This is a genomic window from Dactylosporangium sp. NPDC000244 (assembly GCF_040300725.1).
In the GTDB taxonomy this organism is placed as follows: domain Bacteria; phylum Actinomycetota; class Actinomycetes; order Mycobacteriales; family Micromonosporaceae; genus Dactylosporangium.
The window spans coordinates 191,870-217,007 of the sequence record NZ_JBEPEH010000019.1 but is presented as its reverse complement, the minus strand read 5'-3'; the positions used below and the strand labels follow the sequence as shown (position 1 = coordinate 217,007).

Annotated in this window: 29 protein-coding genes and 1 tRNA gene; 11 read left to right on the top strand and 19 right to left on the bottom strand. The window is 71.5% G+C overall.

The window, feature by feature from the left end; translation table 11 throughout:
• Positions 1-154: 154 nt before the first annotated feature.
• Positions 155-916, top strand: a complete 762-nt coding sequence (locus tag ABT369_RS27265; RefSeq protein WP_350616056.1) for a DUF4352 domain-containing protein — start codon at positions 155-157, stop codon at positions 914-916.
• A gap of 686 nt (positions 917-1,602) precedes the next feature.
• Complete coding sequence (locus tag ABT369_RS27260; protein WP_350616055.1) at positions 1,603-2,280, top strand: GntR family transcriptional regulator; 678 nt, start codon at positions 1,603-1,605, stop codon at positions 2,278-2,280.
• On the opposite strand, the gene ABT369_RS27255 is transcribed toward ABT369_RS27260, so the two are convergent.
• The 5 genes from ABT369_RS27255 to ABT369_RS27235 all read right to left on the bottom strand — a co-directional run bounded on the left by ABT369_RS27255 (position 2,268) and on the right by ABT369_RS27235 (position 5,527).
• Positions 2,268-2,411, bottom strand: a complete 144-nt coding sequence (locus ABT369_RS27255) for a hypothetical protein (protein WP_350616054.1) — start codon at positions 2,409-2,411, stop codon at positions 2,268-2,270. The genes ABT369_RS27260 and ABT369_RS27255 overlap by 13 nt on opposite strands.
• Before the next feature lie 73 nt (positions 2,412-2,484).
• Positions 2,485-3,726, bottom strand: coding sequence for an RNA polymerase sigma factor (locus ABT369_RS27250; protein WP_350616053.1), 1,242 nt, complete (start codon positions 3,724-3,726; stop codon positions 2,485-2,487).
• A 4-nt stretch (positions 3,727-3,730) separates the two neighbouring features.
• Positions 3,731-4,129 carry a YciI family protein gene (locus ABT369_RS27245; RefSeq protein WP_350616071.1) on the bottom strand — a complete coding sequence of 133 codons (399 nt, stop codon included), beginning with the start codon at positions 4,127-4,129 and terminating at the stop codon, positions 3,731-3,733.
• Between the two features lie 73 nt (positions 4,130-4,202).
• Positions 4,203-4,880, bottom strand: coding sequence for an alpha/beta fold hydrolase (locus tag ABT369_RS27240; protein WP_350616052.1), 678 nt, complete (start codon positions 4,878-4,880; stop codon positions 4,203-4,205).
• Positions 4,877-5,527: a DUF2625 family protein gene (locus ABT369_RS27235; protein ID WP_350616050.1), complete on the bottom strand. Its 651-nt coding sequence runs from the start codon at positions 5,525-5,527 to the stop codon at positions 4,877-4,879. Before ABT369_RS27235 ends, ABT369_RS27240 begins: the two co-directional genes overlap by 4 nt.
• A gap of 119 nt (positions 5,528-5,646) precedes the next feature.
• Between ABT369_RS27235 and ABT369_RS27230 the strand changes: the two genes are divergently transcribed.
• Positions 5,647-6,480 (top strand): SDR family oxidoreductase, encoded by an 834-nt coding sequence (locus ABT369_RS27230; RefSeq protein ID WP_350616049.1) that lies wholly within the window; start codon positions 5,647-5,649, stop codon positions 6,478-6,480.
• 118 nt (positions 6,481-6,598) lie between these two features.
• On the opposite strand, the gene ABT369_RS27225 is transcribed toward ABT369_RS27230, so the two are convergent.
• Together ABT369_RS27225 and ABT369_RS27220 are read right to left on the bottom strand one after the other, a co-directional pair.
• On the bottom strand, positions 6,599-7,342 hold the full coding sequence (locus ABT369_RS27225) for a tyrosine-protein phosphatase (protein WP_350616048.1): 744 nt from the start codon (positions 7,340-7,342) through the stop codon (positions 6,599-6,601).
• Entirely contained in the window at positions 7,339-9,012 is a 1,674-nt protein-coding gene (locus ABT369_RS27220; RefSeq protein WP_350616046.1) for a protein kinase domain-containing protein, read from the bottom strand. The genes ABT369_RS27225 and ABT369_RS27220 overlap by 4 nt, the downstream gene beginning before the upstream one ends.
• Positions 9,013-9,117: 105 nt before the next feature.
• Between ABT369_RS27220 and ABT369_RS27215 the strand changes: the two genes are divergently transcribed.
• The 3 genes from ABT369_RS27215 to ABT369_RS27205 all read left to right on the top strand — a co-directional run bounded on the left by ABT369_RS27215 (position 9,118) and on the right by ABT369_RS27205 (position 11,447).
• Positions 9,118-10,338 carry a GNAT family N-acetyltransferase gene (locus ABT369_RS27215; protein WP_350616045.1) on the top strand — a complete coding sequence of 407 codons (1,221 nt, stop codon included), beginning with the start codon at positions 9,118-9,120 and terminating at the stop codon, positions 10,336-10,338.
• Between the two features lie 87 nt (positions 10,339-10,425).
• Complete coding sequence (locus ABT369_RS58020) at positions 10,426-10,896, top strand: hypothetical protein (protein ID WP_502891826.1); 471 nt, start codon at positions 10,426-10,428, stop codon at positions 10,894-10,896.
• A 53-nt stretch (positions 10,897-10,949) separates the two neighbouring features.
• A complete protein-coding gene (locus ABT369_RS27205) occupies positions 10,950-11,447 on the top strand; it encodes a hypothetical protein (protein WP_350616044.1) in 498 nt (165 codons plus the stop codon).
• A 54-nt stretch (positions 11,448-11,501) separates the two neighbouring features.
• Here ABT369_RS27205 and ABT369_RS27200 read toward each other — a convergent pair whose 3' ends face one another.
• From ABT369_RS27200 to ABT369_RS27165, 8 genes are all read right to left on the bottom strand, one after another.
• Positions 11,502-11,975: a ribose-5-phosphate isomerase gene (locus ABT369_RS27200; protein ID WP_350616042.1), complete on the bottom strand. Its 474-nt coding sequence runs from the start codon at positions 11,973-11,975 to the stop codon at positions 11,502-11,504.
• Between the two features lie 13 nt (positions 11,976-11,988).
• On the bottom strand, positions 11,989-12,183 hold the full coding sequence (locus tag ABT369_RS27195; protein ID WP_350616040.1) for a hypothetical protein: 195 nt from the start codon (positions 12,181-12,183) through the stop codon (positions 11,989-11,991).
• Between the two features lie 54 nt (positions 12,184-12,237).
• Positions 12,238-13,416 (bottom strand): DUF1015 family protein, encoded by a 1,179-nt coding sequence (locus ABT369_RS27190; protein ID WP_350616038.1) that lies wholly within the window; start codon positions 13,414-13,416, stop codon positions 12,238-12,240.
• 17 nt (positions 13,417-13,433) lie between these two features.
• Positions 13,434-13,628: a hypothetical protein gene (locus ABT369_RS27185; RefSeq protein WP_350616036.1), complete on the bottom strand. Its 195-nt coding sequence runs from the start codon at positions 13,626-13,628 to the stop codon at positions 13,434-13,436.
• A gap of 147 nt (positions 13,629-13,775) precedes the next feature.
• Positions 13,776-14,189: an ATP-binding protein gene (locus tag ABT369_RS27180; RefSeq protein WP_350616035.1), complete on the bottom strand. Its 414-nt coding sequence runs from the start codon at positions 14,187-14,189 to the stop codon at positions 13,776-13,778.
• Positions 14,190-14,272: 83 nt separating this feature from the next.
• Entirely contained in the window at positions 14,273-14,596 is a 324-nt protein-coding gene (locus tag ABT369_RS27175; RefSeq protein WP_350616069.1) for a DUF3817 domain-containing protein, read from the bottom strand.
• Between the two features lie 11 nt (positions 14,597-14,607).
• Positions 14,608-14,970, bottom strand: a complete 363-nt coding sequence (locus ABT369_RS27170) for a hypothetical protein (protein WP_350616033.1) — start codon at positions 14,968-14,970, stop codon at positions 14,608-14,610.
• Positions 14,971-14,985: 15 nt separating this feature from the next.
• Positions 14,986-15,615, bottom strand: coding sequence for a mycothiol-dependent nitroreductase Rv2466c family protein (locus ABT369_RS27165; protein WP_350616032.1), 630 nt, complete (start codon positions 15,613-15,615; stop codon positions 14,986-14,988).
• A 185-nt stretch (positions 15,616-15,800) separates the two neighbouring features.
• On the opposite strand from ABT369_RS27165, the gene pepN reads away from it, so the two are divergent.
• Positions 15,801-18,347, top strand: a complete 2,547-nt coding sequence (pepN, locus tag ABT369_RS27160) for an aminopeptidase N (protein WP_350616030.1) — start codon at positions 15,801-15,803, stop codon at positions 18,345-18,347.
• A 56-nt stretch (positions 18,348-18,403) separates the two neighbouring features.
• On the opposite strand, the gene ABT369_RS27155 is transcribed toward pepN, so the two are convergent.
• The 3 genes from ABT369_RS27155 to ABT369_RS27145 form a co-directional block, all read right to left on the bottom strand.
• On the bottom strand, positions 18,404-18,808 hold the full coding sequence (locus ABT369_RS27155; protein ID WP_350616028.1) for a DUF5130 family protein: 405 nt from the start codon (positions 18,806-18,808) through the stop codon (positions 18,404-18,406).
• On the bottom strand, positions 18,795-19,103 hold the full coding sequence (ctaJ, locus tag ABT369_RS27150) for an aa3-type cytochrome oxidase subunit CtaJ (RefSeq protein WP_350616026.1): 309 nt from the start codon (positions 19,101-19,103) through the stop codon (positions 18,795-18,797). The genes ABT369_RS27155 and ctaJ overlap by 14 nt, the downstream gene beginning before the upstream one ends.
• Positions 19,104-19,672: 569 nt before the next feature.
• A complete protein-coding gene (locus ABT369_RS27145) occupies positions 19,673-20,215 on the bottom strand; it encodes an HNH endonuclease (RefSeq protein ID WP_350616025.1) in 543 nt (180 codons plus the stop codon).
• Between the two features lie 253 nt (positions 20,216-20,468).
• On the opposite strand from ABT369_RS27145, the gene ABT369_RS27140 reads away from it, so the two are divergent.
• The 4 genes from ABT369_RS27140 (at position 20,469) to ABT369_RS27125 (ending at position 24,975) form a co-directional block, all read left to right on the top strand.
• Positions 20,469-21,485 carry a mechanosensitive ion channel family protein gene (locus ABT369_RS27140; RefSeq protein ID WP_502891828.1) on the top strand — a complete coding sequence of 339 codons (1,017 nt, stop codon included), beginning with the start codon at positions 20,469-20,471 and terminating at the stop codon, positions 21,483-21,485.
• Positions 21,486-21,700: 215 nt separating this feature from the next.
• Entirely contained in the window at positions 21,701-23,191 is a 1,491-nt protein-coding gene (locus tag ABT369_RS27135) for an MFS transporter (RefSeq protein WP_350616022.1), read from the top strand.
• Positions 23,192-23,195: 4 nt separating this feature from the next.
• Positions 23,196-23,612: a globin gene (locus tag ABT369_RS27130; protein WP_350616020.1), complete on the top strand. Its 417-nt coding sequence runs from the start codon at positions 23,196-23,198 to the stop codon at positions 23,610-23,612.
• Between the two features lie 103 nt (positions 23,613-23,715).
• Positions 23,716-24,975 carry a delta-60 repeat domain-containing protein gene (locus tag ABT369_RS27125; protein ID WP_350616019.1) on the top strand — a complete coding sequence of 420 codons (1,260 nt, stop codon included), beginning with the start codon at positions 23,716-23,718 and terminating at the stop codon, positions 24,973-24,975.
• A gap of 65 nt (positions 24,976-25,040) precedes the next feature.
• On the opposite strand, the gene ABT369_RS27120 is transcribed toward ABT369_RS27125, so the two are convergent.
• Positions 25,041-25,116: transfer RNA gene (locus ABT369_RS27120), tRNA-His, on the bottom strand.
• Positions 25,117-25,138: the final 22 nt, after the last annotated feature.

Below are 25,138 nucleotides of genomic sequence, written 5' to 3'. Positions count from 1 at the left end.
CGGATCGAATCGGCGGCTCCGGCGGCCTATGGCGGACACGTGCAGGAGTCGGCACCCTACAGCGGGTAGCACGTCAGCTTGCGTTCGTGCGTCCCCGGCCGTCGTCATGACGAGTTCCGGTGGCGCGGCCCGCACCACCCGTGGAGCCGTCCATATGACCTACCCCGACCCCCGCCAGCCCGCCCCCGGCCCAATCCAGCGACCGCAGCCGCCTGGCTTTTATCCGCCCACCAGCGGATTCCCCGCCACCGGCCCGCTGACGCCGCCGCCGTTTCCGCCCCCGCCGAGGAAGAAGGGCCTGTCCGCAGGCGCCATCGTCGGAATCGTCATCGGGGGCGTCATCGCACTGTGCTGCCTCGGCGGGATCGCGCTGGTCGCCACGTCTGACGACAAGAAGCCCGACAAGCAGGCCGCCGACAATCAGCCGCTCGCTGCCGCACCGGACGGCAGCAGTTCGGGTGGCAGCAGTCAGGCCCCGGCGGCGAAGGCGAAGACCACGGCTGCAGCCCCGGCGAAAACCCCCGACGTGGCGGGGGCCGGCAGTGCGGTCCGTGATGGCAAGTTCGAGTTCGCGGTGACGAAGGGCCCCGACTGCGGCAAGACCCAGATCGCGGGACAGAAGGCGCAGGGCCGCTTCTGCCAGATCACCTTGCAGGTCAAGAACATCGGTAACGACGCCCGCACCTTCGACGACAGCAACGTCGTCGCCTACGACGCCGCTGGCGCCCGGTACGAAACCGACGGGGTCGCCGGCCTGTACGCCAACCCCAATGGCGAGTCCTTCCTGGAGAAGATCAACCCGGGGAATCAGGTCAGCGTCGTCGTCGTGTTCGACGTCGCCGCCAACGTCAAGCTGGTCACCCTGGAACTCCACGACTCGCTGTTCTCGCGCGGCGCGAAGGTCGCCCTGCCATAACTGCCGATCATCGCGCACCTCCGACCTGACGTGGGAGGTGCGCGATGACGTTTGGCTCGGCCACCCCGGCATCTTGCCCATCGCGCCGTGGTTTCGGCGCGGCACGGCAGCCGCCGCGCCGACTCAGCGGTTCATCAGGTACAACGTGGCGGCAATCTCGGCCACCCGTGACTCCGGAGACCGGCTCGCACGCCGTCGTGATCTGCGTGGAGAACACCGCGACCTGAGCTGGCGTCGGGACGGGATAGCCGTCCTTCCGGCGCAACGCCGTCAGCGCCGACTCGGCCCACGCGTTGCGGCTCGAGGCACCCTCCGATGCCCACCGTCCGCATGTCCACCGCGCAGTGTCCCCCGCCGGCGCCTGGCCGATTTTGGTGTTGTCATCGATCGCGGCCCCATGCAGGACGGGCGTTCCGGTTCAGACACGAGGCGCTCGGCGGATCGGCATTGGTGGATCCTGACCGGGCGCAGCCGGAACGGATCGGCGAGCAGGTCTACAGGTTGAACCGGCCGGGCAAGCGCGGCGAAAGCGCGCGATCGGAAACCGGCGTTCCCGGTGACGGTGGTTGCGCCGCAAACAGGGCCTGACCAGGCAACGCGTCGATATTCGATCGAGATCGTGGGGCGTCAGTACGCTCCGGGATGGCGGCTCGCAGACCCCCAGTCCCGGAAGGGTTCGCGCCGCCGTGGATTCGAAGTACGCCGAGATCGTGTTCGCCCTGCAGGACCGCATCGAGCGCGGAGTGCTCGCCGTCGGGGCGCTCATGCCCAGCGAGGCCGAGCTCACGCACGAGTTCCGAACGTCCCGTTCCACCGTTGTCCGCGCGCTGCGGCACCTGCGCCATCAGGGCTGGGTGCGTGGCGTGCAGGGTAAGGGCCGCATCGTGCTCGGGCGGCCCATGACGACCTTCGCGGCCCTGCCGCGGCGGGTGCAGTACCTGCTCCAGGCCGACCGCCACGGCGAGTGTCTCGGCAGCAGGCTGCTGCCGGCCGTCCCGCGCGTCGCGGCCCTGCTCGGGCTGCCCGCCGGGGCGACCGTGTTCGCCGCCCGCTACCGGCTCACGCTGATCAAGGCTCGGCCGCTGGCGCTCACCACCGCCTTCACGCCCGTGCGTCTCGCCCATGCGAGGGGGCTGCTCGAGCAACTCGAATCGACGCACGGGCGGCGGGCGCATCGCGTGGTCGAGCGCTTCGGAGCGCGGCTGACGACGGGAGCGGAGACGGCGGCGCTGGCCCTGCCGTACCCACTCAGCGTGGCGCTGTCGATCCTCACCGTGCACGATGTGGCCGGCACGCCGTTTCTGCTCGTGGACGGGATTCTGCCGCGCGAGTCGCCCGAGATGGCGGAGACCTATGAGGTCTGACGCCAGCGGATGGGGAAGGCGCCCAGCCTGGCCTCGTGGGCCGACTCGTGGCCGGCCGGCTTGGTGCAGCGGACCTCCACGTCGCCCGTTGCCGTCGTCGTGGTCTTCGTGGCCGAACAGGTTTCCGTCATGACCACTGACACTAATCGAACATCAGTTCGAAGAAGGGCCGGATCAAGGAAATGACCTGGGGAAACGCCCGGATCATGCCCTCGAATCCGGAATTCGTCCGGCCCGGGCGTTCAGGTAGCGCCGCTGGGGCAGGGTGCCGGCGAGCGAGGCCGCGCGCAGGTACGACTCCCGGGCCGCGGCGTGGTCGCCCGACATCTCCAGCAGGTGGGCGCGCACGGCGTGCAGGCGGTGGTCGGCGTCCAGCGACGTCAGGGCGTCCAGCAGCGGGAGGCCGGCCAGCGGGCCGCGGGCCATGGCCACCGCCACCGCGTGGTTCAGGGCCACCATCGGGCCGGGGGCGCGGCGCTGCAGGAGCTCGTACAGGGCCACGATCTGGGGCCAGTCCGTCTCCGCGGCGGTCGGGGCCTCGTCGTGCAGCGCGGCGATCGCGGCCTGGAGCTGGTAGGGGCCGGGCACGCCGCGGGGAAGGGTCGCGGTGATCAAGGCGACGCCGTCGGCGATCTGCTCGGCGTTCCACCGGGTGCGGTCCTGCTCGGCCATCGGCACCAGGGAGCCGTCGGGCGCGGTGCGGGCCTCGCGGCGGGCGTCCGTCAGGAGCATCAGGGCCAGCAGACCGGCCGCCTCCAGGTCGTCGGGCAGCAGGCGATGGACGAGCCGGGTCAGGCGGATGGCCTCGGCGGCCAGGTCCGGGCGTTGGAGGGCCTCGCCCCGCGTGGCGGCGTAGCCCTCGTTGAAGATCAGGTACAGCACGTGGAGTACGACTGCCGTCCTTGAAGCCCGATCGGCCGGGGGCGGCGGGGCGAAGGGCAGCCCGCTGGCCTTGATGCGCTGCTTGGCGCGGGTGATGCGCCTCGTCATCGTCGCCTCGGGGACGAGGAACGCGCGCGCCACCTCGGCGGTGCTCAGGCCGCCGACCGCCCGCAGGGTGAGCGCCAGCTGCGCGTCGGGCCCGAGCGCGGGGTGGCAGCACATGAACAGCAGGACCAGAGAGTCATCGGTCTGCGCGATTTCCGGCTGTACCTCATGCGCCAGCCGGAACACCGTCTCCTCCCGGCGCCGGCGAGCCTGGTCAGCGCGCAGCAGGTCGGTGAGGCGGCGCGCGGCGACCGTGATGAGCCAGGCGCGCGGGTCGGCCGGCGGGTCGTGCGGCCACTGCCGGGCGGCGGCCAGCAGCGCCTCCTGCACCGCGTCCTCGGCGGTGTCGAAGTGCCCGTACCGCCGCACCACCGCGCCGAGGACCTGCGGCGCGAGCTCGCGCAGCAGCGCCTGGTCCGAGCCGGACCAGGCGCCGCCCCCGCGCTGCGTCCCGCTCAAGGGATCAGAAGCCGAGCTCGCCGGAGGACTCGACGATCGGGCGCACGTCGGCGTACGCGCTCGCGGCCACCTCCGGCGGGGCCGGGCACTCGCCGAGGCGCTTGGCGATCTGGGTGGCGCGGTCGAAGCTGTCGCACTCCACGATCCAGTAGCCGGCGAGGACCTCCTGCGTCTCCGCGTACGGGCCGTCGGTGACGAGCGCCGGCGCGCCGCCCACCCGGCGCGTGTGCACCGGCGCGTCCAGGGCGCGGGTCTCGACGAGCTCGCCGCTTGCCTCGAGCTCCTGGTTGAACTCGGCCATGAACTGGCCCATGGCGGCGAAGTCCTCCGGCTTCCACGGCGTCTCGCCGGGCCGGCCGGCCATCGCGTCGTAGTCGCGCTGGGAGGCGTAGCTGAGAATCATGTACTTCACGGTTGCCCCTTCGGTTCGGGTGTCTGCGCGGGCTACGTCGGAGCCGCCGCGCCAATCCGGACCGTCAGCTCAGAAATGCTTTGACCGCGGTCGTGAACTCGGGCAGCGCGGTGCTGTGGATGCGGTGCCCCACCGGGATCGTGACCAGCTCGGCGGCCGGGATCGCCGCGGCCACCGACGCGAGGCGCGCGGGCGGGATGTGGCTCTTGGGGCCTCCCGACAGTACCAATGAAGGCGCCTGAATCTTTTCCAACCCGGCCCACCAGGACGGATTCGGCTCGCGGAGCTGATGGATGGCCGACATCAGCGCGTTGCGGTCGAAGCTGCGCCGGGACAGGCCGCCGGCCAGGGCGGACACGGCCAGCCGGGCGCGCGAGAAGCCCCCGGCGCGCACGCCGTCGCGGGGCGGGGCCGGCGGGTCCTCGAGCACCAGGCGGGCGACCCGGTCCGGATGGCGCTGCGCGACCAGCGAGGCCGCGAAGGCGCCCAGGCTGTGGCCGACGAGCACGGGCGCGTCGAGGTCGAGCTCGTCGAGCAGGCCGGCCACGTCGTCGGCGTGACATTCCAGGGTGTACTCCGCACAGCGCGGGCTCTCCCCGTGCCCCCGCAGGTCCGGGGCGACGACCCGCCAGCCCGCGAGCTCGCCGGTGAACGCGTCCCAGGTGCCGCGCCCGCTCCCGCCGCCGTGCACCAGCACGATCGCGGGGCCGGAGCCTCCGGTGTCGTTGCGCGCGAGCCTCATGCGCCCAGCTGGTCGGCCATGTCGTGCTTGTAGCCGACCAGCTCGGCCATCGCGATCGGACGGCGGCTGACGCTGTCGAGGTCGCGGCCCTCCTTCGTGAACAGCGGCGGCGCGGTGTGGATGCCGGCGTCGAGCGGGCAGGCCGCCACCTCGTCGCGCCAGCCGGGCCAGCGCGAGCTCAGGTAGAACTGGTCGGCGGCGCCGCCGAGCATCGCGAAGAGCCAGTCGGTGTAGCCGAGCGTGAGGTCTTCCCAGCCCAGCGTGTCGGGGGCGAAGTAGTGGATGGTGGGTCGCTTGCCGGACTCGCCCTGCCGCCACACGAACTCGCCGCCGAGAATGTCCTGGGCCACGACCAGCCCCGCGGCCTCGAAGGTCGCGTTGACCTCGTGGATGTCGGCCAGGCGGCGGCGCGGGTGGCCGGAGCCGAGCACGCGCAGCCAGCCGCCGTCGACGATCAGGCCGCCGGTGCCGTAGACGAGCGCGCCCAGCCAGGAGGTGGTGGCGACCTGGAGCCGGTGCAGGCACGCGGCCGCGTGGTCGGGGTCGGCGGGCAGAAGCTCGACCGCATACGGCGAGCCGGACACCGCCGCCTCGATCTCGGCCCAGGCGGACCGGTCGTCGGAGATCAGCTCCGCCAGCGAGCGCACGCCGCAACTGTACGGCCGGATGCCGGGCCGACACGAACGACGGAAATGGCCGCTGAATGATTGTCATTCACGTTTCTCGGACTGTTGGTCGGCGGATACTGAGAGTCACTATGTCGAACATGACTCGTCGCTGGTTGATCACTGGTTGCTCCACCGGCCTGGGACGCGCGCTGGCCGAGGCGGTCGCCGCCTCCGGACAGCAGGTGCTGGCCACCGCTCGCCGTCCCGAGGTGCTCGAGGAGCTGCGGGACCGGTACCCCAGAACGCTCGCCACCTGCGTCCTCGACGTCCGCGACCCCGACGACTGCCACAACGCCGTGCACGCGGCCCTGGCCCGCTACGGCGGCGTGGACGTGCTGGTCAACAACGCCGGCATCGGGCACTTCGGGGCCGTCGAGGAGGTCACCGACGCCGAGCTGGAGGCGCAGCTGGCGGTCAATCTCGTCGCGCCGTGGCGGCTCACCCGGATGGTGCTGCCGCTCATGCGCGCCCAGGGCTTCGGCGACATCGTGATGGTGTCCTCGATGGCGGGGCGGATGGCGATGCCGGGCCTCGGGGCGTACGCGGTCGGGAAGTTCGCCCTCGAGGGGCTCGTCGAGACGCTCGCGCTCGAGCTCGCCGGGAGCGGGGTGCACGTGACCGCGGTCGAGCCCGGGATGTTCGCGACCGAGTGGGGCTCGTCACTCACCGAGTCCGCGGAGCACGTCTCGGCGTACTCGGGCGTCACCGAGCCGATGCGGGCCGGCCTGCGGGCGCTGAAGTCGCTGCCGATGTCCAGCCCGCCGGAGGTGTTCGCGGCCGCGGTGCTGCGGTACATCGCGGCGGACGAGCGGCCCGTTCGCCTCCCGGTCGGCGAGGACGCCTGGCGGGGTCTGCTGGACGCGGCCCAGCGCGACTACACGGCGCTACTGAACGCTCGTCCTGTTCCCGCGGCTCAGGCCGTTCCGGTGTAGGTGCGACGAAAAGTCGGGCGCTCCGCGCCACGACTTTTCGGACATATGACCTGTCGGGCGATAAATCTGATATGTCGTGGCGCGGAGCGCCCGACATATCCGGACCAACCGGGGGCTATCAGGCCAGGATCAGGTTCTGACGCAGGGCGGCGAGCTCGTCCTGCGTCAGCCCATAGGAGAGCGCCCACCCCTCCATGTCGCCCCAGCGCTCCCGCACCACGTCGAGCATCTTGGCCATCAGCGCCGCCTCGGGCTCCCAGGCCGGCACCTCCACCGGCCGCGGCGGCAGCCCGAGCCGGTCCACGACGACGGCCACGCGCTCGTGGATCGTCGGCATCGCGGCCGCCGTGGCCGCGTAGTCCGCCGCGATCGCGTCCTCAGGCACGCCGAGCAGCCCGAGCACGACCGCGGCCAGCACCCCGGTGCGGTCACAGCCGGCCTCGCAGTGGAAGACGGCCGGGAGCGTGCCGGCGCAGGAGAGCAGCCGGACGGTGCCCGCGAGCACCGGGCCCTTCTCCGTGAGCATCGCCACGTAGTGCCCGACGAGATCCTCGGCCCCGCTGACGTCCGCGATCGGGGCCGGGTAGTACTCGACCGCGGTGTCCGAGAGCAGGCCGCGGCCGAGCTGCGACACCTCGTACTCCCCGCGCAGGTCGATCACGGTGGACAGGCCGAGGTCGCGGACCAGGCGGTCGGCGTCGGCCCGGGTGGCGTAGGCGAGGGAGTCGCTGCGGAACAGCACGCCCGTGCGCACGGTGCCGCCGTCCGCCGGCATGCCGCCGAGGTCACGGAAGTTGACGAGCCCCTCCAGCGGGCCGGTCGGCGACCCGGCGGAGGGCTTGCGGCGGCGCCAGAACCTCACCCGATGAGGTCCTTCACCCAGTGGTAGACCTTGACCGCCCCGCTGACCTCGCGCAGGTAGGCGATGCCCGCCACGGCCAGGAAGAGCCCGGTGATCGCGTGGGCGCCGCGGGCGGAGCGCCGCGAGCGGCCGAGGCGCTGCTCGATGATGAGCCGGCCGAGCAGCCGCGCCAGCGCGAACACGCCCACGGCCACGGCGAGCACGACCAGGAAGGCGATGAAGGGCCCGTTGAGGCTGCCCTCGCTGTCCAGCGCCCACAGGCCCCAGCAGATGAACGCGATGACCGCGCCGGTGCCGGTGTACTCCCACCCGAGCTTGAGCTGCCGGGCGCGCTCGCCGCGCGGAGGAGAGTACCGCGGCTGCTGCTCCTGCGGCTCGAAGTCCATCACGCCCGTCGGCTCCGGGGCGGGCCGCGGGACGACCTTGGCCCGTCCGCGCATCTGCGGCACTCCGTCGGCGTTCACGGCGACACCTCCATGTGAGACCGGCGCACCCGAGACGGGGGGTGCGGAGACCGGCGGCGGGACTTCCTGGTGGTACGCGGTCGGCGGGGCGACGCCGGTGCGCATGGCGACGAGCTCGCGCTCGAGACGCTCGATGCGCTGGGCGGCGTCGGTCTCGGTGCCGCTGACGGACGGACGGGCCCGCCCGACCACCCGGCCCGTCTCGCCCGCCTCCGGCTCGTGCCAGTCGCAGCCCACGTCGGGCAGGCCGGAGCGGCGCACGAGGTCGGCCAGATAGGCGAGCCACGACTGCAGCTCGCGGGTCTGCGGCCGGTCGGACGGCCGGTCGGCGAGCGGCGCGTGCAGGTGGTCGCGCAGGGCCGGGATGCGCTCAAGCAGCGGGTGGCGGCGCAGCACGCTCCACGGCGGCGGCGACGCGTCCGGCGGGCCGCCCTGGTCGCTGCGGCCGTCGACGCGCGGGTAGGCGCCGGTGACCATGAAGTACGCGACCGCGCCGAAGCCGTGCACGTCGTACGCCGGTCCGACGTACTTCACCCCGCCGAACGCCTCCGGGCCGCCCGACTCCGGGGTGTAGGCGATCTGGGTGATCTCCTCTTCGCGGTAGTACCGCGCCCCGGTGAAGTCGATCAGGCGCACCTCGCCGGTGGCCAGCACCATCAGGTTGGACGGCTTCACGTCCATGTGCAGCACCGGGGTCGCGCCCGGCTCCTGCGGGTCGTGCAGGTTCGACAGCACGACGGCGAGCGTCTTCAGGGCGGAGACGGCGTTGAGGCGCCGACCGGCCGGGTTCGCCCCGGAGCGCTGCACCACGTATTCGCGCAGGTTGACGCCGTGCAGATAGTCATAGACCTGGTACGGCACCGCGTCGCCCGGCGCCGGGCGCTCCCCGGGGCGGTGCGGCGGCGGCCCGTAGAACCCGTCGGCCCGCCGGCAGATGCCGGGGACCCCGCGGTTGTTGAGGTCCATGAGCGCGGCGTCGCCCTTGTCCCACGAGCGCAGCTCGTCGGCGATCGGGCGCTGCGGGTCGACGCGGAAGACCTTCACGGTCATCGGCGCCGAGGTCACCCCGCCGGCGACGCGCACCGCGCGGTACACGTCCGCCTGCCCGCCCGAGCCCAGATGGGCAACCAGGCGGTACCGCTGGAACGTCTCGGGCAAAGGGCTCGCCGGACCGCAAACCAGGTCCAGCAACGCACCCTGCGTCATCGTGTCGCTCCCCCCAGCATTGTTTTGCCGCCCCCATACGGTTTCGAGAGTAACGAGCGAGCAAATCGGTCGCGCTGACCGGAGGTCACGAGGTAGACACAACCGATGAGCGACTATGTCCTGCGCACCACCGGCGCCGACGAACTCCCCGCGCTCGCGCGCCTGCGCCGCGAGGCGTTCGCGGCCGCCGCCGACTTCGACCCCGAGAGCACGTACCGGCTGGTCTTCGAGCCGGCGCGGACCCACCTGGTCGAGCACGACGGGCAGGTCGTGGCGGCCGCGGGCGTCTTCACGCGGGACCTCGCGGTGCCGGGCGCGGTGATCCCGGCCGCGCACGTCACCGGCGTCGCGGTGTCCGCGGTGCACACCCGCAAGGGCCTGCTCAGCCGCATGATGACCGCCCAGCTGACGACCGCGCCCGAGGCCGTGGCGACGCTGTGGGCGTCGGAGGGCCGCATCTACCCGCGGTTCGGCTACGGCCTCGCCGCCCAGAACGTCACCATGCGCGCCGACCGCCGGGAGCTCTCGATCACGGCCCCGCCGGCGCCCGGCACCCTGCGCTCGGGCAACCCGGCGGAGCTCATCAAGGAGCTTTCCGAGGTGTACTCGCGCGTGTTCCCCGGCAAGCCGGGCTGGTCGAGCCGCGACGAGCACTGGTGGCGGCACCTGACCTCGGACCCGGAATCCGAGCGCGGCGGCGCCACCCGGGCCCGCGCGGTGCTGTACGAGAACGGCGACGGGGCGATCGAGGGCTTCGCCCGGTACCGGATCCGCGGCACCTGGGACGACAACGGCCCGAAGCAGGAGGTCAACGTCATCGAGGTGGTGGCCGGGACGCCCGCGGCCTACGCCGAGCTCTACCGCTTCCTGCTGCGCATCGACCTCGCCCGCACCCTGGTCCAGGGCATGACCAGCGCCGACGACCCGCTCTTCCACCTCGTCGACGAGCCGAGGCACCTGGGCGCCAAGGCCGGCGACGGCCTCTGGGTGCGCATCGTGGACCTGCCGCGGGCGCTGGCGGCGCGCAAGTACGCCGCCCCGCTGGACGTCGTCTTCGAGGTGACCGACGAGCTCCTCCCGGCCAACGCGGGCCGCTGGCGCCTGCGCGCCGGCGCCGGCGGTGCCCTGGTCACCTGCACCAGGGCCGACGGCGACCCGGACTTCACGCTCGGGATCAAGGAGCTGGGCGCGGCCTACATGGGCGGCACCCGGCTGGGCGCCCTGCACCTGTCGGGCCGGGTGACGGAGCACCGCCCGACCGCGGTGGCCGCGGCCAGCACCGCCTTCAGCTGGCCGATCGCCCCGTACTCGATCGAAATCTTCTGATCCCTCGGCGGGCGGGGCCGCAGGCGGTAGATTCGGTTCATGGGAGGGATCCAGCGCCGGCGGCGCCGCATGCGGCAACATCAACCGGTGACCCAGACGCCCCCCGAGTCGCCGGCGGCTGAAGAGCCGGCGCCCGCGGCCGAGGAGCCGCCCAAGCCCGCCGTGCCCCGCCCGCCCTCGCCACACCACCTGGCGGAGCTGTCGGGCACCTTCGCGATGACCGCCGCGGTGCACGACCCGGAGCCGGCCGAGGCGGCGCCGGCCCACGAGGACGAGCATCACCCCCACCCGCACAACCCCAACACGCACGATGACCACCACCCGCAGCATCATCACCACCATCACCACGACGAGGTGGTGTCGGAGCGGGGCCTGCGCGGCCTGGTCGGCGGCGGCGCGTCGCAGGTCTCGGTGTCGGCGGCCCTGCGCGCCCGCGATGCTGCCCGTCCGACGGAGGCGGATATTGCGGCGGCGGAGCGGGACCTGCAGATCATCCGGCGGGGCTGGGTGCCGCGCGAGGAGCTGACGCGCCCGGGCCGCCGCTCCCCCACCTCGTAGCCCACAGCACGAAGATCATGGATGCCGTAGGCATCGACTGCTAGCGTCACGCGGTGGACTGGATCAAGGCGCTGGCACCCGTCGTGGTCGGCGCGGTCATCGGCTTTCTGCCCGCGTTCATCAACGAGACGGTCAAGGAGCGCAAGTCTCGAAGCATCCGGTGGGACTCTTCGCTGTACACGGTCGTGGCCGACTTCATGGACAGCGCTCGGCGCCTCCGTCATCTCGCGGAAGGCCATGAGCGCACCGCGGACGTCGACGGACACGCGAAGGCTCTCGACGACGAGCATCAGCGCCTCCGCGGGCTGATGCAGAAGATCCGCATTCTCGGCACCGGCGAGGTCCAGTCGACCGCTCGGCTGGTCCTCCGGCACGCATACTCCGTGCGAGTCGTGGGAGAAGGACATCCGGACCCGTACGAAACCGATCCCCGGTTCGGTGGCCTCGCGCCGCCCGTGCGGCTGGAGCGGGCGCAGCGAGACCTGTTCATCGCCGTTCGCCGCCAGCTTGGGATCAAGAACCCCGAGGACGTCCCGCTCGACCCCGAGTGAGTGTTGAGCACCCTGCTCGGGGACACCGGCTCCCCCGATGTCCCCGAGCAGACCTCAGGCCGTCGGCAGCGGGGGCAGAACGCGCGAGTTGTCGTACTCGAGGACCTGGGCGATCCGCCGGGCGTGGCGCTCGTTGCCCGAGAACTTCGTGGACAGGAACGTCGTCACGAGGGTGGTCGCCTCGTCAAGGGTGTGCTGGCGCGCGCCGATCGCGACGATGTTCGCGTCATTGTGCTCGCGGGCCAACTGGGCCGTCTCCACGTTCCAGGCCAGGGCGGCCCGCACGCCGGGGACCTTGTTCGCGGCGATCTGCTCGCCGTTGCCCGAGCCGCCGATCACCACGCCGAGGCTGTCGGGATCGGCGACCACCCGGGCTCCCGTGTGGAAGCAGAAGACCGGGTAGTCGTCGTCCGGGTCGTACTTCGCCGGGCCGACGTCCACGACCTCGTAGCCCTGCAGCCCCAAAGCGCTGACCAGGTGCACTTTCAGCTCATAGCCGGCGTGGTCCGAACCAAGGTAGACGCGCATACCCGGCAGTCTGTCAGAGCCGGATGAGCCCCAGGCAGGAACCCGCCAGCAAGCCGCCACCCAGCACGACCAGGCCGAACACCCAACCCGCCGTCGCGCCCGACTTGAGGCGCAGGATTCTCCGGCGGTCCCAGACGAGCGCGGCGGCGGCGAACGCGCCGATTCCGCACGCGGCGATCATCGCCGCGATGAAGATCTGCATCTGCATCTACACACCCCAGGCCCGAAGTTCAGCGGCCTAGTGTGTACCACGATCGGGTGACTAGAACGAATCGAGCTGAGCCACCACGAGTCCCGCGCGGGCCTTCGGCGTGAACCAGGTGCTCTTGCGCGGCATCTTCTGGCGGGCCAGGTTGACCGCCACGAAGTCATCGACCGTCACCGGTGCGATCAGCACCGCGAGCTCGGCCCGGCCGGCGTCGACCTCGCCGCGCAGCCACTCGGCGGGGTAGTCGCCGCCGACGTACGTGATGCGCTTGTCCCCGGGCTCGAGGCTCAGCGTCTCGGCGAACAGGCGACGCTCGACGAGGGCGTGGTCGAGGTTCTCGACGACGCCGGCCCCTTCGGTGCGGGGCAGGCTCACCGACCAGGCACCCTCACGCGTGTAGAGGTGCACACGGCCGCCCGTGGCCGGGACGCCCGCGGGGCCGGTGATCGGCACCAGGTCCAGGCCTTCCAGGGGCTCCGGGAGATCCGAGACCAGGCGGTTGTACGGCTGGATCGCGACCGACTCCGGCGTGGTCACGACCGCGAGGAAGCGCTCGTATCCGGCGGTCTGGGCCGCGAGGCTGCGGTGGTTGCCGTCGGCCACGACGAGCTCGCCACCGCCCGCGAGGGCCAGGAGGCGGTCGCGGGTGGTGCCGGCGCCGACGGCCCAGATCTCGTGGGCGCGACCGGTCGGGTCGACGTCGGTCACGGCGGGGCGACCGGCGTCGGCCACGGCCTGGGCCAGGGCGGCGTGCAGGGCGTCCCCGTGGGCCGTCTGCAGCAGCAGGACGGGCGAGAGCAGGTGCTTGGTGGCCTCGGCCAGGGCGACGCGCTCACGGACCTTCTCGATGAAGACGTCCTCGTTGCGGATGACCGTGCCGGGCTCGTCGGCGCTGGTCGAGATCTGGTCGGTGGCAACCATGCACCACAGGCCATATGCGCGCGCGCCGTCCGGCGCCGTGATCCGGTAGAGCACCACGACGTCGGCGGCGGGTGCGTAGTGGCCGTCCTCCTTCGCCGTGCGCAGGCGCGCGACGGCGTCGGGGAGGCAGTCGAGGAACGGGCGGCCGACGCTCTCGGGCGCCCGGTGCGGCATCTCGACCGCCAGGGCGCTGGCGGGGTTGGCGGCGATGATCGCGGTGATCTCCGCGTCGTCGGCGAACTCGTCGTAGTTCTGCGCGCCGGTCCCTCCGGTGGAGAGCCAGGCGTGGGCGATCGGGTACGCAACCGTCATGCGTACGACGCTATAGGTCAGGCGACAGTGGCCACGGCGTGGGGGTTCAGCAGTCCCGCAGTCCGGTGCGCGTCGTCAGCGGTGGCGTGGAAGACCACCGTGTCGAAGCGGACCACGACCGGCGGCGCCAGGAGCGCGCTCAGATCGTCGGGCAGCTCGGGCAGCTCGTCCTTCCAGGTCCGTTCCTGGACGGTGCAGCGGGACTCAGACATGATCTTCGGCTTTCTCCAGAATGTGTCGTCGCAAGGTGCAACGGCACCCATCCGTTCGGGTGACGCACCAGGGGTGCGATTCCAGAGAACAACAGGTATGCACCCGAGCGAGCGTTCAGTCGCGGACCTGGCACGAACAATGGACCGTTAGGAGAAGGCCGGGGTCGTCCGGGTGAGGAGCTTGACAATCCGAAGGGCCATCCCGCGCGGCTGGCGTCGCCGCAGCTCGACCATGTCGGCCAGTGCGTGGATGATCTTCAGCCCGCGGCCACTCTCGGCGTCGGGTCCGACGTCCTTGGGGGCGGCGCTGTCCAGGCCCATGCCCTCGTCGACCACGTCGATGATGCAGCGGTCCTCGTGGATGGTGACCGTCACCTCGTAGTCGGTGCCGGTCTCGGCGTGCTGGACCGCGTTGGCGCACGCCTCGCCGACGGCCAGGCCGATGTCCTCACGGCAGTCGGTCGTCACGGCGAAGACGGCCAGCGCGGCGTCGAGCACGCGCCGGGTCAGCGGGACCGTCGTGGTGTCGCGTGGCAGGGAGAGCGAAAGCCGTACTTCCATCCCCACAACGGGCTCCCTTCGCGCGATCACCTTGTGCAGTAAGGGTGCCCCGCACACGAAGGGAGGAAACTTGCGGCCCGCGCTCAGGCCGCGGTGCGCACCGGCTCCGGGGCCTGGGCGGCGCGGACGCGGCGGGTCACCACACGCTCGGCGACGAAGGACAGCAACGGCACCGTGCCGGCCAGCAGCACCAGCACCGTGAACCCGATCTTCCAGCGCGCCCGGCGGGCGAGGTCGGCCGCGAGGACCAGGTAGACCATGTACAGGAAGCCGTGCGCCGGCCCCACGATGGCCACGATCGTCTCGTTGTCGGTGGCGTACTTGAGCACGGTGCCGACCGTGAGCACGATCAGCAGCACGCCGACGATCCAGGCCACGACCCGGTAGCGGGCGAGGGCGGGGTTCAGATTCATCTGCTTCATCCTCGGAAGTCGCTCGGGCGGCGGTCGGGGTTGGCGGCGAGCCAGGCCAGCATCCGGTTGTACTGCGCCAGCTCCGGATCGTCCTCGGTCACGGGCGCCGGCCGGGGCACCATCGGCCGCAGCGGCGGCGGGCCCGGTTTCCTCGGCGTGACGGTGCCGCGCGTGTCGCGGATCGCCCGCGCCCAGAGGAACACGACGAAGATCGCGAAGAGCGGCCACTGCACCGTGTACGCCCAGCTGAGCATGTTGCCCGCGGTGGCCCGCTGGTACTGCCACAGACAAGCGACCACGCAGACGGCCACCCCGACGAGTGCAAGGACATGCCCGAGCACCCACCGGGGTGTGAAGAATCGCCGCACGAGTAGCCAGGCTACTCAGTCGAAGACCGGACCCACGTCGCGGGTGCGCTTGATCTCGTAGAAGCCGGGCGTGCCCGCGACCAGGAGCGTGCCGTCCCACAGGCGACCGGCCGCCTCACCCTTGGGGCGCGGGGTGACGACGGGGCCGAAGAAGGCGATGATCCCGCCGTCCGGGCCCGGCACGTGGATCACCGGCGTGCCGACGTCCATGCCGACCGGGTTCATCCCGGCGAAGTGGCTCTCGCGGAGCTGGGCGTCGAACTCGGTCGACTCGGCGTACTCGGCCAGCTCGGCCGGGAGCCCGGCCTCGACCAGCGCGGAACGGTACAGCTCGGCGGAGAGCTCCTGCTGCTCGTGGTGGATCCGGTTGCCCAGGGCGGTGTAAAGCGGACGAAGTACGTCATTGCCGAACTTCTGCTCGGCGGCGATCGCCACGCGGACAGGCCCCCAACCCTTTGCCAGACCCTCCTTGTATTTCTCCGGCAGCTCGTCGCGGCCCTCGTTGAGGATCGAGAGGCTCATCACGTGAAATCGGACGTCGACGGGGCGGACCTGCTCGACCTCGAGCAGCCAGCGGGACGTGATCCAGGCCCACGGGCAGCGCGGGTCGAACCACATATCGGCGACGACGCGGTCTTCGGCCATGACGGTGACCACCTCACTAGTGAAAGAGTCGGAAACCCGAACCGATCCTTACGCAACCGTCCCGTGAGGTACCACTTCGGGCATGAGTGACCTGAGCCACTCCCCCAGTCTCCTCCGCGAGCATGGAACACTCGGGGTGACGCCGTCGACGGGGACGGCCACAGCGAAACGACAGGAGACGACACGTGGCCGGTGTACGCAACCTACGCCAGGTCGAAGCGGTCGAGCGGGCCCGCCTGCTCGGCGTCACGGCGTACGACATCAGCCTCGACCTGACCGACGGCGCCGGGCATCCGGGAGAGGGCACGTTCCGGTCGACCACCGAGGTGCGCTTCACCTGCCGGGAGCCGGGGGCCGGGACCTTCATCGAGGTCGCCGCCGCGACCCTGCACGGCGCCACGCTCAACGGCGAGCCCGTCGACACGAGCGGCTGGACGACCGAGGGCGGCCTGGCGCTGTCCGGGCTGGCGGCCGACAACGTGCTCGTCGTGGACGCCGAGTTCGCGTACTCCACGACCGGCCAGGGCCTGCACCGCAGCGTCGACCCCGTGGACAAGGAGGTGTACCTCTACAGCCAGTTCGAGACGGCCGACGCGCAGCGCGCCTTCGCCTGCTTCGACCAGCCGGACCTCAAGGCCGAGTTCACCTTCCGGGTCACGGCGCCCGCGCACTGGAAGGTCATCTCCAACATGCCGCTCGAGCGGCAGGAGGGCCTCGTGCGGCACTTCCAGGCCACGCCGCGGATGAGCACCTACATCACCGCCGTGTGCGCCGGGCCGTACCACGAGGTCCGCGACACCCACGACGGCATCGACCTGGGCGTGTTCTGCCGGCAGTCGATGAAGCAGTACCTCGACGCCGACGACATCAACCTGGTGACGAAGCAGGGCTTCGACTTCTTCCACGAGGAGTTCGGCATCCGGTATCCGCTGCCGAAGTACGACCAGGTGTACTCCCCGGAGTTCAACGCCGGCGCGATGGAGAACTTCGGCTGCGTGGTCCACGCCGAGCAGCACTACATCTTCCGCTCACCGGTCACCGACTTCGAGTACGAGCAGCGCGCGAACACGATCCTGCACGAGCTCGCCCACATGTGGTTCGGCGACCTCGTGACCATGCGCTGGTGGGACGACCTGTGGCTGAACGAGTCGTTCGCGGAGTGGGCCAGCCACTGGTGCAACACCCACGCGACCCGCTTCACCGACGCGTGGACGACGTTCCTCTCCGTGCGCAAGAACTGGGGCTACCGGCAGGACCAGCTGTCCTCGACCCACCCCGTCTACACCGAGATGCCGGACGTCGAGGCGGTCGAGGTCAACTTCGACGGCATCACGTACGCCAAGGGCGCCAGCGTCATCAAGCAGCTGGTCGCGTACGTGGGCATCGACGCCTTCCGCAGCGGCCTGCGCGCCTACTTCCAGCAGCACCAGTGGGGCAACGCCACCTTCGACGACCTGCTCACCGCGCTCGAGTCGGCCAGTGGCAAGGAGCTGCGCAAGTTCGCCGCCCAGTGGCTGGAGACGGCCCAGGTGAACACGCTGCGCCCGGAGATCGCCGTGGCCGCGGACGGCACCTACGAGCGCGTCGTGGTGCGCCAGGAAGCCCCGGCCGCCTACCCGACGCTGCGCACGCACCGCATCGGCATCGGCCTCTACGACCTGGCCGACGGCGGCCGGCTGGTGCGCCGCGACCTGGTCGAGGCGGACGTGGACGGCGAGCAGACCGAGATCGCCGCGCTCGCGGGGGTGCGTGCGGCCGACGTGCTGCTGCTCAACGACGACGACCTCACCTACGCCAAGCTGCGCCTCGACCCGGCCTCGATGGCCGTCGTCGTGGATCACATCGACGGGCTGGACAACTCGCTGGCCCGGGCGCTGGTGTGGTCGGCCTCGTGGGACATGGTCCGCGACGCCGAGCTCGCGGCGCGCGACTACGTGAAGCTCGTCGCGACCGGCCTGCCCGCCGAGCGCGACATCAACCTCGTCACCGCGACGATCCGCCAGGCCCAGTCGGCGCTGGTGTTCTACGCCGACCCGGCGTGGGGGCCGCAGGGCTGGGCCCAGCTCGCCGACACCGCCCGCGCGGCGCTGGCCACGGCCGAGCCGGGCAGCGGCTTCCAGCTGGCCTGGGCCCGCTCGTTCGCGGCCGCCGCGCGCAGCGAGGCCGACCTCGCGGTGCTGGCGGGCTGGCTGCGCGGCGAGGACGTGCCGCCGGGGCTGACCATCCAGGCCGACCTGCGCTGGGGCATCCTGCACTCGCTGATCGCGGCGGGCGCGGCCGACCCGGAGCAGATCGAGGCCGAGCTCGACCGCGACCGCACGGCCAGCGGCGAGCGGCAGGCGGCGCTGGGCCGGGCGCTGGTGCCGACGGAGGAGTCGAAGGCCGAGACATGGCGCCGGCTCACCGAGGACCACGCGCTGCCGAACTGGCTGCAGCGCTCGCTGCTGCAGGGCTTCCAGCACTCGGCGCAGACGAAGCTGACGGCGCCGTTCGTGCCCGCCTACTTCGACGCGCTGCTGCCCGTCTGGGAGCACCGCGACAGCGAGCCGGCGGCCGAGTTCGTGGAGATGGCGTACCCGGCCTACCAGGTGAGCGAGGACACCGTGGCGCGCACCGAGGCCTGGCTGGCCACGCCCGGCACGCCGGCGCCGCTGCGCCGCCTGGTCGGCGAGGGGCGCGACGGGATCGTGCGGGCCCTCAAGGCGCGCGCGAAGGACGCCGAGGCCTCCTGAGACAGGAAAGAGGCGCCGCGCTCGAGTCGAGCGCGGCGCCTCTTTTTCGCGTCAGTTCAGTGCTTGCCCGCGTGGTCGGCCAGCTGGGCGAGGCCCGAGACCAGGCCCCCGGCCAGGTCGCCGCCGCCGAAGGCCGCCGCCATCGACAGCGCCGCGAGCTTCGCCGCGCGGTCGGGCAGCCGGCGACGGGCCTCGCCACCGGTCACGATCTCCAGCACGCGCTGGTTCGGCGACAGGGCGATGAGCACCGTGTTGGCCGGGTCGGCGAGCTGGCCGTGCAGCTTCTCGGCGTAGGTCCGGCCCGGCTCCTCGAGGTCGCCGACGTAGATGCTGAACGTCAGCCCGGTCGACGAGTCGGCCAGGCGCAGCGCCTCGTCCAGGCGCAGCAGCTGGCGCGTGGTGAACGGGCCGTTGAGGACTTCGGGCCGGCCGGTCAGGCCGGCCGGGCTACCACCGGTCACTTGCGCCTCCGATGACTTGCGGCTGCGTCCGGTCGCCCGACCAGTCGGTCACGCCGGAGCTCTCGCCACTCGCGGTCAGTTCGGCCCGCCGCACACCGGTGAGCTCGCGGGCGTGCGCCGCCTCGGTCTGCTGCTCGGGCGCGGACAGGAACCAGACGGGCGTGAAATCGAACGGCCGTCCGGGCCGGTAGCGCCTGCTACGGCGGGAACCCCCCGCGTAGACGGCGCCCGCGATGATCAGGATGACCGCAACCGGAATCCCGGCGAAGATCAGCGTCGTCTCGATGATGGACAAGCTCAACGCCCCCAGGCGTCGAAGGGACTAAAAGACCGGCTTCACGTTAGCGGGCGGCAATGACCAGCCGGTTGCCGGGGGCCTACCGTCACGTTCATGGCCCTCTCGCGCCAGTATGCCGAATAGCTCGACACCCAGGACCCGATCGGACATTCTCGGCGCAATTCTACATTCCGGACACCGAGCTGGTCTATTTCGACGGCAACTCCCTGGGCCGGCTGGTGTGCCTCTCGCACGTGGCGTACCGGTCGGGCGCGATCGCCGACATGGTGGCGATCACCACTGTCACGCACCGGGTGGGCGTCCTCACACTGTGGGATCTGTGCCACTCCGCGGGCTCGGTGCGGGTGCCGCTGCGCGAGTCCGGGGCCGAAGGGCATGGCGCGGCCGCGGGACGTCGCCGGCACTGGCGCGGACTCGTCCTACGGCGTTGAGCTCGGGCGCGTCACATGACGCCCTTGGCACCGCGGGCCTGGCTGGGCGGGCCCCTCCGGCCGAAGGCCCTCGGGCCCGCCCATTTGTCTGGCGGGAGCAACGGTCAGCGACTGACGCGGACCCGAGCCATGGATTTATGCGGCCTGCTGCAGGCCGTCCACGGGCAGGTCCAGCCAGTCGGCCCAGCGCGGGTCGGGCGTGCGGTGACCGAGGACACGCCAGGCCACGCCCTTCGGCGCAATGGGGGTGGCATGCAAACGCCAGCCGAGTTCGGCTGGCGTTTTGTCACCTTTGGTGTGGTTGCAACGGGCGCAGGCGGCGACGACGTTCTCCCAGGCGTGCCGCCCACCCCGGCTGCGTGGCATCACGTGGTCGATGGTCTCGGCCGGGCCGCGGCAGTAGGCGCAACGCCATCCGTCGCGAGCGAATATGCCGCGGCGGGAGAGGCCTATGTGCGTGCGGTACGGCACCCGGACGTAGCGGGTGAGCCGGACCACGGACGGCACCGGCAACTCGTTCATCGCACTGTGGAGGATCCCGTCACCGTCGGCGACGCACACGGCCTTCGACGTCAGGACCAGGATGGTGGCACGTCTGACAGACACGACACACAGCGGCTCAAAGGTGGCATTCAGCACCAGCGCACCCGATACTCGTGCGGGTCGTATGTCAGGCATCGCCGTCCCCCTAGTGCGTGAAGGAAATCTCCCTGGAATGGGCCCCGATGCGTCCCCGGATGAGGCCACGTGAGGTCTGCTTGCGGGCCCACCGGCGGTGGTCCGTGGGCTAATCGTCCCTGATAGATCCTCGGATTGCACGTACTATTTGCGGCCGTCGGGTGAACCTTCGCCCGTCACCCCTGTTGTTTGGGCGGACTTGCCCCGTTCGCCCCGGTTTGCTGCTAGGAGCCCCGTGATCAGCCCCATCGCGATGCCGTTCGAGGAGACGCCGAAGCCCGGAAGCACGCCGAGCTGCGCCGACAAATCCGGCTTCTGCGACTTCATCTTCGACCAGACCAAGAACAAATGGCTGGCCGAGAGCAGCTACTGGGTGCTGGTCAAACCGGTGACGATCCTCGTGATCATCATCATCGCGCTGATCATCCGGGCGCTGATCCACCGGGCGGTCGACCGGCTGATCAAGCACACGGTCAGCGACAACGAGGCCGGCGGCGCGATGCTGCGGCCGCTGCGCAAGCGGCTGCCCACGCTGTCCGCCCCCTCGGAGCGGCGCAACCAGCGCGCCCGGGCGCTCGGCTCGGTGCTGCGCAGCATCGCCTCCGCCGTCGTGTTCACGATCGCGACGATGCTCGTGCTCGGCGAGATCGGCATCAACCTCGGGCCGCTGCTGGCCAGCGCCGGCATCGCGGGCCTGGCGATCGGCTTCGGCGCGCAGAACCTGGTCAAGGACTTCATCGCCGGGCTGTTCATGCTGCTCGAGGATCAGTACGGCGTCGGCGACGTGGTCGATGTGGGCGAGGTCACCGGCACCGTCGAGGCGGTCGGGCTGCGCATCACCACGATCCGCAACGCGGGCGGCGTGGTCTGGTACGTGCGCAACGGCGAGATCGTGCGGGTCGGCAACAAGAGCCAGGGCTGGGCCGTGGTCAACGTCGACGTGCCGGTCGGGTTCGTCTCGGTCGACCAGGCCACCGCGGTGCTGCAGGAGACGGCCGACGCGTTCGCCGACGACCCCGACTACGCCGACGACTTCATGGACCCGCCGAAGGTGCTCGGCGTTGAGCAGCTCACCGCGGACGGCGCGGTGCTGCGGACCACGGTGAAGACGTCGAACGAGGCGCAGTGGCGCATCGGGCGCGAGCTGCGCCGGCGGCTGACCGAGTCGCTCGAGCGCGCCGGGATCGCGGCCCAGCTCTCCGCCGCGCGCATGTACATCCGCCCGGCCAACGGCGAGGGCGGCGAGCCGGGACCGGGTGGACCCACCTGATCGGTGGTGTTTGTCCAATCTCACGGCCATCTGTGATCAACCCGGAGGGTAGGGTCGCGCGTCGGGTGGTCAGTCGGTTATCGTCCGTTCGTTCAGGTGCATCGCTGCACAGTGTCCCGGTCCGCCGCCTTTGACCCCTCTCGGGCGGATTGACCGGTTCGGCCGCGCCCGCGAACATTCCGCCGTCGCGACCAAAGGGGAAGGGGGCTCTGCCGGTGCCGCACCCCGACGAGTCCGCGAAGCGCCCCGCCACGATCCGCGAGACCCTGGCCAACCGCGAGTTCGCGGCCCTGTTCGCGGCGCAGGCCCAGTCGAGCCTGGGTGACAATGTGGCCCGCGCGGCCGTGGTCGCGCTGGTCTACAAGCAGACGAACTCCCCTATCATGTCCGCCGCCGCGTTCGCGGTGAGCTACCTGCCCTGGCTCGGCTTCGGGGCACTGCTGTCGGCCTGGGCCGAGCGGCATCCGTATCGGCGCACCATGATCGGCTGCGACCTGTTGCGCGCCGGGATCATGCTCGTGCTGGCCGCCTTTCCCGGGATGCCGACCGCTCTGGTCATCGCGCTGCTGTTCGGCAACGCGCTGCTGAGCCCGCCGTTCGACGCCTCCCGCTCGGCGCTCATGCCGCAGCTGTTGCAGGGCGAGCGGTACGTCACCGCGATCGTGCTCAACCGCACCACCGGGCAGGTCTCGCTCATCGCCGGCTACGCGCTCGGCGCCCTGCTCGTGGCCGTGAACGGCTCCCTCGCCCTGCTGGTCAACGGCCTGACGTTCGCGGTCTCGGCGCTGCTCATCAGCCTCGCCGTCGCCGAGCGGCAGCCCTCGCTCAAGCACGAGGAGCACACCGGCCTGCTGCGCGAGGCGGCCGACGGCTACCGGGTGGTGTTCCGCTCGCCGGTGATGCGCTCGATCGCGCTGATCGTCTTCGCCGGGGTCTGCTTCGGCGTGGTCCCCGAGGGGCTGGCCGCGGCCTGGGCCGCCCACCTCGCCGGGCACTCCGACGCGTTCGGCTTCGGCGTCATCATGACCGCGGCCGCGGCCGGCTTCGTGCTCGGCAGCGCCCTGGTCACCTGGCTGCTGCCGCCCCAGCGCCGGGTCGCGCTCATCCGCCCCCTCGCGATCGTCACGCCCCTCGCGCTCGTCCCGGCCCTGCTGGACCCGGAACTGCCGCTCATCGTCGTGATGACGCTGGTCGCGGGCGCCTCGCTGGCGATCACGCTCCCGGCCGGCAACGGGCTCTTCGTGCAGGTGTTGCCGCCGGCGTACCGGGCCCGCGCGTTCGGCGTGATGCAGAGCGGCGTGCACCTGCTGCAGGGCGGGGCCATCCTGCTCACCGGCTGGCTGGCCACCAGCTACGCGCTCCCCGACGTCGTCGGCTACTTCGGGATCGCCGGGCTCGGCGCCACCGTGCTGATCATCGCCGGTTGGCCGGCGAAGGCGACCATCGCCGACGCGATCGCGGCCAACAAGGTCCGGACCGCGGCCGCGCAGTACGCCGCCGAGCACGAGACCATCGACGACCTCGGCGAGGTCACCATCGACCTGGCCCGGGTGCCGCTGCCGCCGCGCCGGCGCCCCTCCCCCGGCCCGCGCCGCGAGCCGATGATGGTCGACCCGCCGGAAGTCACCGTCGACCTGACCGAGCGCACCACGGAGCTCGGTGGCCTCCCGCCCGCACCGCCCTCGCAGCCGGCGCGGCATAGTTGATGGCGTGACGTCCCCCAACTTCTACGAGCTCGTCGGCGGCGAGCCGACCTTCCGCAAGCTCGTCGACGAGTTCTACGCCGGCGTGGCCGAGGATCCGATCCTGCGGCCGCTGTATCCCGAGGAGGACCTCGGCCCGGCCAACGAGCGCTTCCGGCTGTTCCTGATGCAGTACTGGGGCGGCCCGACGACCTACTCGGAGAACCGCGGCCACCCGCGCCTGCGGATGCGCCACGCCCCCTTCCGCATCGCCTCCGCCGAGCGCGATGCCTGGCTGCGGCAGATGCGCCGGGCCGTCGACGCGATCGAGCTGGCGCCCGAGCACGAGGCGGTGCTCTGGGACTACCTGGAGCGCGCGGCCCACTTCATGGTCAACGCCGACGACCCGGAAGAATCGGACTCTCCGGCCGTTAAGGTGCTTTAGCGGCTTTAGCGTTTCCTTTCGCCACGTTTCCCGTTGTCTTGGCTATGTGCCGCCGTCTCCGGTGGCACAGCCGGACCCATGAAACGACCGAGGAGACGCCTGCATGCGCCGACGCCTGATCGCCGCTGCCGCCACAGCACTGGCCGCATTCGCGGTCGCCATCCCCGCCTCAGCCGCGCTGAACCAGCCGACCCAGGTGTCCACCAACCCCGCCGACTTCACCCCGAACGTGCTCGACGGTGAGGTGCGGGCGTTCGCGCTGGTCGGGGACACGGTGGTGGTCGGCGGCGATTTCAGCACCGTCACCGATGCCCAGCGCAAGGTGCGGTACAACCGCAAGAACCTGTTCGCGTACCGCGCCGCGACGGGCGAGATCCTGCCGTTCGCGCCGCAGCCCGACGCGCCGGTGTTCGCGCTGGCCACGGGGCCGAACAACACCGTCTACGCCGGCGGGGCGTTCCAGAAGATCGCCGGGGGCGCGCAGCGGGGCCTGGCGCAGCTCAGCCTGGCCGACGGCAGCCGCGTGCCCGCCTTCACCGCGGCCATCAACTGGGGCGACGACCGGGCGCTCATCGCGCAGGGGCAGTGGCTCTACGCGGCCGGCTCGTTCAGCGCCATCAACGGCACCCAGCGCGTCGGCCTGGCCCGCCTCAATGCGACCACCGGCGCCGTCGACCCGGCCTTCGACATGAAGCTGGCCGCGCCGCACCTGACCCGCGTGAAGCTCGAGGACCTGGCCCTGACCCCGGACGGGCACCGGCTCGCCGCGATCGGCGCGGTCGAGCAGGCAGCCGGGCAGTGGCGGGCCCAGGTCGTGATGATCGACATTCCGGCGACGGGGGCGGTGCGGCTCGCGGACTGGTACACGGACGCGTACGCGCACGAGTGCCGGGCGGGCTTCGAGACGTACCTGCGCGGGATCGACTTCGACCCGACGGGCACGTACGCGACGATCGTGGCGACGGGCCGCAAGTGGGGCCAGGACCTCATGTGCGACACGGCGGCGCGCTTCGACCTGCGCGGCAGCGGGCTGCACAAGCCGCTGTGGGTGAACCACACGGGCGGGGACTCGCTGTACTCGGTGGCGGACACCGGGGCCGCGATCTACGTCGGCGGGCACCAGCGCTGGATGGACAACCCGCAGGGCCGCGAGACGGCCGGGCCGGGCGCGGTGTCGCGGCCGGGCATCGCGGCCATCAACCCGCAGACGGGCAAGGCCACGGCGTGGAACCCGCAGCGCAATCCGCGGGGCGTGGGCGCCCGGGCGCTGCTGGCGACGCCCCAGGGCCTGCTGGTGGGCTCGGACACGGAGAAGATCGGCGGCGAATACCACGCCCGGCTGGCGCTGCTCCCGCTCTCCTGAGCCCCCGCACGAAGCATCCTCTGCATGAAAGCGGCCCCCGTCCTCGGACGGGGGCCGCTTTCATATGGGGTGACTGATGGGATTTGAACCCACGACACCCGGGACCACAACCCGGTGCTCTGCCAACTGAGCTACAGCCACCATGAACTCGCCCGCTAATAGT